At 75.4% G+C, this 5,337-nt stretch carries 1 protein-coding gene; it reads left to right on the forward strand.

The genetic code is table 11. The annotated features are described in order from the left end of the window. On the forward strand, positions 1–5,337 hold a 5,337-nt coding region (locus ACSNN9_RS27605; RefSeq protein WP_436676224.1), incomplete at both ends, for an amino acid adenylation domain-containing protein.

Genomic DNA, 5,337 nt, shown 5'->3' on the forward strand with positions numbered 1-5,337 from the left:
CCCACGGCGCCACCCGCGCCACCCTCGACGGACTGACCACCGCGCCCCTCGTCGACCTCGACACCGACGCCCCCCACTGGGCAGACCGACCCACCACCGACCCCGACCCCGGCACCCGACCCGACCACCTCGCCTACGTCATCCACACCTCCGGCTCCACCGGCCGGCCCAAGGGCGTCATGGTCGCGCACGCCAACGTGGTGCGGCTCTTCTCGGCCACGGCCGGTTGGTTCGGCTTCGGTCCGACCGACGTGTGGAGCCTCTTCCACTCCTTCGCGTTCGACTTCTCCGTCTGGGAGATCTGGGGGGCGCTGCTGCACGGCGGCCGGCTGGTGATCGTCCCTCGGCTGGTCAGCCGCTCCCCCGCCGACTTCCACCGGCTGCTCTGCGACGAGGGCGTGACCGTCCTCAACCAGACCCCCAGCGCGTTCCGCAGCCTGATCGCCGCCCAGGCCGACAGCGGGCGGGGGCACCGGCTGCGTACGGTGGTCTTCGGGGGCGAGGCGCTGGACCCGACGATGCTGGGGCCGTGGTACGCGGACGCGCGCAACGGGCGCACCGAGCTGGTCAACATGTACGGCATCACCGAGACCACGGTGCACGTGACCCACCGGCCGTTGACCCCGGCCGACGCCGAACGGCCGGGCGTCAGTCCGATCGGGCGGCCCATCGGCGACCTGCGGCTCTACGTGCTCGACGGGCAGCTCGAGCCGGTGCCGCCCGGGGTCGTCGGTGAGCTGCACGTCGGCGGGGCGGGGGTCGCGCGGGGCTACCTCAACCGTCCCGGGCTGACCGCGGCACGCTTCCTGCCCAGCCCGTTCGTCGCCGGAGACCGGCTCTACGCCACCGGCGACCTCGTCCGCCACCGCGCCGACGGCGGTCTCGAGTACCTGGGCCGCAACGACTCCCAGGTGCAGATCCGTGGCTACCGCGTCGAGCTGGGCGAGATCGAGGCCCGCCTGGCCGCTTGTCCCGGCGTACGCGACGCGGTGGTGTCGGTCACGACGGACGCCGCGGGCGAGCCGCGCCTGGTCGGCTACTACACCGCGTCGGTGCGCCGGCTGACGGCCGAGGCGCTGCGGACCCGGCTGGCCGGTGTCCTGCCGGAGCACATGGTCCCGGCCGCGTACGTGCGGGTCGCCGAGTGGCCGCTCACGCCCAACGGCAAGCTCGACCACCGGGCGCTGCCCGCACCCGACGGGTCGGCCTTCGCCACCCGGCACTACACCGAGCCGGTCGGTGCGACGGAGACCGCCCTCGCCGCCATCTGGGCCGAGGTGCTCGGCGTCGAACGGGTCGGCCGGCACGACAACTTCTTCGCGCTGGGCGGGCACTCGCTGCTGGCCCTGCGGGTGCTGGAGCGGATGCGCCGCCACGGCCTGTCCGCCGACGTACGCGCGCTCTTCTCCTCGCCGGTCCTGGCCGACCTGGCCCACGCGGTGGGTGCCGGCGCGGACCGGGCCGAGGCGACCCCGGACCCGATCCCGGCCGGCTGCGACCGGATCACCCCGGACCTGCTGCCGCTGGTGGAGCTGAGCCAGCCGGAGATCGACGCGGTCGTCGCCACCGTGTCCGGCGGTGCGCCGAACGTGCAGGACATCTACCCCCTGGCCCCGGTGCAGGAGGGGATGCTCTTCCACCACCTGATGGCCCGCGACCGTGACCCCTACCTGGTCACCACCGTCCTCCGCTTCGCCGACCGGGACCGGCTGGAGCGCTACCGCGCCGCGCTGGAGGCGGTGATCGCCCGGCACGACGTGCTGCGCACCGCCGTGGTGTGGCACGGGATCAACGAGCCCGTGCAGGTGGTGTGGCGCCGGGCGCCCCTGCCGGTGCGGGAGGTCGCGCTCGACCCCGCCGGCGACGACCCGGTGCGGCAGCTCCGCGCACACGTCGACCGGCGGTACGGTCGCCTCCCCCTCGACCAGGCTCCCCTGCTGCGGTTGGTGGCCGCGCGGGACCCCCGCGACGACGGGTGGCTGGTCGTGGAGCTGATCCACCACATCGTCGACGACAACACCTCGCTCAAGCAGCTGCGGGCCGAGGTCCGCGCGTACCTGGCCGGCCAGGGCGAGCGGTTGCCGCCGCCGCTGCCCTTCCGCGACTTCGTGGCGCGGATCCGGCGCGGCGCGGACCGGGCCGAGCAGGCGGGCTTCTTCCGCCGGATGCTCTCCGACGTCGACAGCCCGACCGTGCCCTTCGGCCTGCGGGACATCCACGGTGACGGGCACACCATGCGGGACGCCCGGGTGTGGCTCGGCCCGGAGCTGACGCTGCGGCTGCGGCGGCGGGCCCAGGCCCTCCAGGTCGGGGTGACCAGCCTCTTCCACGTCGCCTGGGGGCAGGTGCTGGCCCGGGCCAGCGGGCGTCGGGACGTCGTCTTCGGCACCGTGCTCTCCGGCCGGATGGACGGCGGCGTGGGCAACGACCGGGTCCTCGGGCCCTTCCTCAACACACTCCCCCTGCGGGTCACCCTCGACTCCACCGGCGCCACGGAGTGCGTGCTGCGCACCCACGAGGCGCTGACCGGGCTGATCCGGCACGAGCACGCGTCGCTGGCGCTGGCCCAGTCGTGCAGCGCGGTGGCGCCGCCGGCGCCGCTCTTCACCGCCCTGCTCAACTACCGGCACGCCGAGGTGCTGGCCGAGTCCGACACCCCCGCGCCCGAGCCCGGCGCGGACGACCTGACCTACGTGGCCGCGCAGGAGCGCGGCAACTACCCGCTCGCGCTGGACGTCGACGACCTGCGCGACGACGTCGTGCTGACGGTCGCCGCCGCTGCCGGGGTGGCGCCCGACCGGGTCTGCGCGATGGTCGCCCGGGCCCTGGCGACGCTGGCCGACGCGCTGGAGCGGACGCCGGACGCGCCGGTGGGCGGGCTCGACGTGCTGCCCCCCGCCGAGCGACGCCGGCTGGTCGAGGAGGGGAACGACGCCACGGTGGCGTACCCGCCGGGGCGCTGCGTGCACCACCTCGTCGAGGCGCAGGCGGCCCGCGACCCGGAGGCGGTGGCCCTCGTCCTCGGCGACGAGCGGCTCACCTACGGCGAACTGAACACGCGGGCCAACCGGCTGGCCCACCATCTCCGCGCGCGGGGCGTCGGGCCGGACCGGCTGGTGGCGATCTGCGTCGAGCGGTCGCTGGACACGGTGGTGGGCCTGCTGGCGGTCCTCAAGGCGGGTGGCGCCTACCTCCCGCTCGACCCGGCCTACCCCGTCGAGCGGCTCGCCGCCATGCTGCGCGACAGCACGCCGGTGGCGGCGCTGACCCACGGCCCGGCCCGCGAGCGGCTGCACGCCGCGCTCGCCGGACTCGACACCCCGGTGGTCGACCTGGACCTCGACGCGGCACTGTGGGCGGGCCTGCCGGTGACCGAGCCGGTCGTCGACGATCTGGGCGCGCACCACCTGGCGTACGTGATCTACACGTCCGGCACCTCCGGCGCCGCCAACGGGGTGCTGGTGGAGCACCGGCACCTCGTGGCCGTCGCCGCCGCCTGGGAACGCCTGCTCGACCTGCGCCCGGGCCTGGTGCACCTGCAGATGGCGAGCTTCTCCTTCGACGTCTTCACCGCCGACGTGGTGCGGGCGCTCGGCTTCGGCGGGCGGCTGGTGCTCTGCCCGCGCCCGCTGCTGCTGGACAGCGCGGGCCTGTACGCCCTGCTGCGCCACCACGACGTGGACTTCGCCGACTTCGTGCCGGCGGTGCTCAACCCGTTGACGGACCATCTGGCGGCCACCGGCGGGAGCCTCGCCGGGTTGGAGACGGTGGTCTGCGGCTCGGACGCCTGGAGCGCCGCCGACGCCGCCCGCCTCCGCGCCCTGTGCGGCCCGCGGGTGCGGATCGTCAACGCGTACGGCGTGACCGAGGCGGCCGTCGACAGCACCCTCCACCTGCTCCCGACCGACGGCCTCGCCGAGGCGACCTGCCTGCCGATCGGCCGGCCGCTGCCCAACGTGCGGGTCTACCTGCTCGACGGCGAGGGCGAGCCGGTGCCGGACGGGGTGATCGGCGAGCTCCACATCGGTGGCGCGGGCGTGGCGCGCGGCTACCTGAACCGGCCCGAGCTGACCGCGCAGCGCTTCCGGGCCAGCCCGTTCGTGCCCGGCGAGCGGCTCTACCGCACCGGTGACCTGGCTCGCCGCCTGCCGGACGGGGAACTCGAGTTCCTGGGCCGGAACGACTTCCAGGTGAAGGTCCGGGGCTTCCGCGTCGAGCTCGGCGAGATCGAGGCACGGTTGGCGGCCACCGAGGGCGTCCGCGAGGCGGTCGTCGTGGCGCGCCCGGACGCCGGCGGCCACCAGCGGCTCGTCGCGTACGTGCTCACCGGGACGGGGCAGGCGCCGGACGCCGCGCGGCTGCGGGACCGGCTCACCGGCGAGCTGCCCGACCACATGGTGCCCGCGGCGTACGTCCGGCTGGCCGCGTGGCCGCTGACGCCCAACGGCAAGCTCGACCGGGCGGCGCTGCCGGCACCGGACGGGGAGTCCTTCGGCCAGCGCGGGCACGTCGAGCCGGTCGGCCTGCTGGAGACCATGGTCGCCGGCGTCTGGGCCGAGGTGCTGGGGATCGACCGGGTCGGCCGGCACGACGACTTCTTCGCCCTGGGCGGGCACTCGCTGCTCGCCATGCGGCTGGTGTCCAGGATCCGGCAGGTGCTGGGGCGGGAGGTCTCCCCGGCGGCGCTCTTCGCGGCGCCGGTCCTCTCCGCCTTCGTCGCCCGGCTGACGCCGGACGGGCGCGACGTGCTGCCGCCGATCCGCCCGGTCGACCGGGGCGGCCCGCTGGAGCTCTCCTTCGCGCAGCGGCGGTTGTGGTTCCTGGAGCGGCTCGGCGGCCTCGGCCACGCCTACCACATGCCCCTCGCCCTGGAGCTGGCCGGCTGGCTCGACCACGACGCGCTGCGGGCGGCCCTGGACGCCCTGGTCGCCCGGCACGAGGCCCTGCGCACCCGCCTCGTGCCCACCGGCTCCGACGTCCACCAGCACGTCGACCCGCCCGGGAGCGGCTTCACCCTGTGCACGCACGACCTCACCGGAGCGCCCGACGCCGCCACCCTCCTGGCCCGGCTCCAGGACGAGGAGTTCAGTGCCCCGTTCGACCTGACGACCGGTCCCCTGATCCGGGGCCGCCTGGTCACCCTCGCCCCGGACCGGCACGTCCTGCTCGTCACGATGCACCACGTCGTCTCCGACGGCTGGTCGATCGGCGTCCTGACGCGTGAGCTGGGGGCGCTCTACACCGCGCACCACGAGGGCCGGCCCGACCCGCTGCCCCCACTGCCGGTCCAGTACGCCGACTACGCCGCCTGGCAACGCCGCTGGCTCACCGACGGCA

The sequence above is a fragment of the Micromonospora sp. URMC 107 genome (assembly GCF_051386315.1).
Classification (GTDB): domain Bacteria; phylum Actinomycetota; class Actinomycetes; order Mycobacteriales; family Micromonosporaceae; genus Micromonospora.